The organism is Acetobacterium wieringae, from assembly GCF_001766835.1.
Classification (GTDB): domain Bacteria; phylum Bacillota; class Clostridia; order Eubacteriales; family Eubacteriaceae; genus Acetobacterium; species Acetobacterium wieringae.
This window is the reverse complement of record NZ_LKEU01000034.1, coordinates 1-1,613: the sequence shown is the minus strand read 5'-3', so window position 1 is coordinate 1,613 and position 1,613 is coordinate 1. Positions and strand designations below refer to the sequence as shown.

The following is a 1,613-nucleotide window of genomic DNA, read 5'->3' as shown; positions in this document are numbered from 1 at the left end:
CAATGTCATTAAGTTAACGAAATAACGAAAGAGTCTTATGCTTGAAAAAGCGTAGGGCTTTTTTTATTTGTATAGATAAAAAAACTTGACAATATTATAAAAAAATGTGGCGAAGCCCCTTAAATATATTATTTCAAGGAGGTTTCAAATGAATGATTTCGCAACGAATATTTTAAAAAAGCTGGAGAATTCGATCGCATTATCCGAACAAAACTCCAGAAAATTCGTAAAGAATCCTGTCACTGACTTTACCCGAAAAAGAAAATTACACTATGCAGAGATGATCCGGCTGATCTTATCGATGGGCGGCCAAAGTTTGAAGCTGGAGTTGCTGGACTACTTTTCTTATGATACAGATACGGTTTCATGTTCTGCATTTGTCCAACAAAGAGAAAAACTGAAGCCTGAACTTTTTGAAAGTTTGTTCCATGACTTTAACTCGAAACTGCCTTCGGCATTCTTATATGAGGGGTATCGTCTATTGGCTGCTGACGGTTCAGATCTTAACATCGCCCACAATCCCGATGATCCTGATACTTTTCAGAATAACGGCTCTAATAAAGGATTTAATCTTCTGCACTTGAATGCGCTTTACGATTTATGTAATAAAACTTATGTTGATGCCTTGATCCAACCCCGAATAAGGTCTGGAGAATGTAAAGCGCTTATTGAAATGATCGAACGATCGCAGATTGAAGGGAAAACAATTGTAATTGCGGATCGCGGATATGAAAGCTACAATGTTTTTGAACACATTGCTAAAAAAGGATGGCATTATCTTGTTCGAGTTAAAGACATTACCAGCAATGGTATTGCCTCAAGTTTAAATCTTTCCTGTGATGATACCTTCGACCTTGATTATTCTTTTTTTATGACCCGGAGACAGACCAATAAAATCAAAGCCAATAAAGACCGCTACAAGTTTATGCCTAAAAATCAGGTCTTTGATTTTTTGCCTTTTGACAGTAAAGCAATGTACCCATATCATTTTAGAATTTTAAGATTTCCAATCGGTGAAAATTCATATGAAGTCATTATGACCAATCTTGACAGAGAGACATTTCCATTGTCTAAAATCAGGCATTTATATCATATGAGATGGGGAATAGAGACATCCTTCCGGGAACTGAAGTACGCAATCGGATTGCAGCATTTTCACGCAAAAAAGGTGGCCTATATTCTGCAGGAAGTCTTCGCAAAGCTGATTATGTATAACTTTTGTGCCGCAATCACAACTCATATTCTGATCGTCCAAAAAGAACGAAACCATTTATATCAGGTGAATTTCACAATCGCAATAGCAATCTGTATGCGTTTCTTCAAATGCAGAGATGATACACCACCAGATGTTGAAGCTCTAATTGCCAAGAATATTCTGCCTGTAAGACCTGGACGTAAAGACCCTCGGAAAGTCAAGATCAGGACGTCAGTCAGTTTCTTGTATAGAGTTGCTTAATTATATCTCATTTTAGACTTTTTTTATAGCGGACATCGTCGGCTTATTTGGCATGCCCGGATTTATTGGTTCGGATAATGAAAACCGCCAAATGTCAATTGCATTTGGCGGTTTAATAATCTGTGGCGTATATATTGTCGTTAACTTAATGACATTG

General features: G+C 37.1%; 1 protein-coding gene. It reads left to right on the top strand.

The genetic code is table 11. The annotated features are described in order from the left end of the window. Positions 1–148 precede the first annotated feature (148 nt). Complete coding sequence (locus ACWI_RS12450) at positions 149–1,456, top strand: IS4 family transposase (RefSeq protein WP_070371767.1); 1,308 nt, start codon at positions 149–151, stop codon at positions 1,454–1,456. Positions 1,457–1,613 lie beyond the last annotated feature (157 nt).

Coding starts and splice junctions, on each gene's coding strand:
- ACWI_RS12450 (WP_070371767.1), top strand. CDS start 149: ATGAATGATTTCGCAACGAATATTTTAAAAAAGCTGGAGAATTCGATC.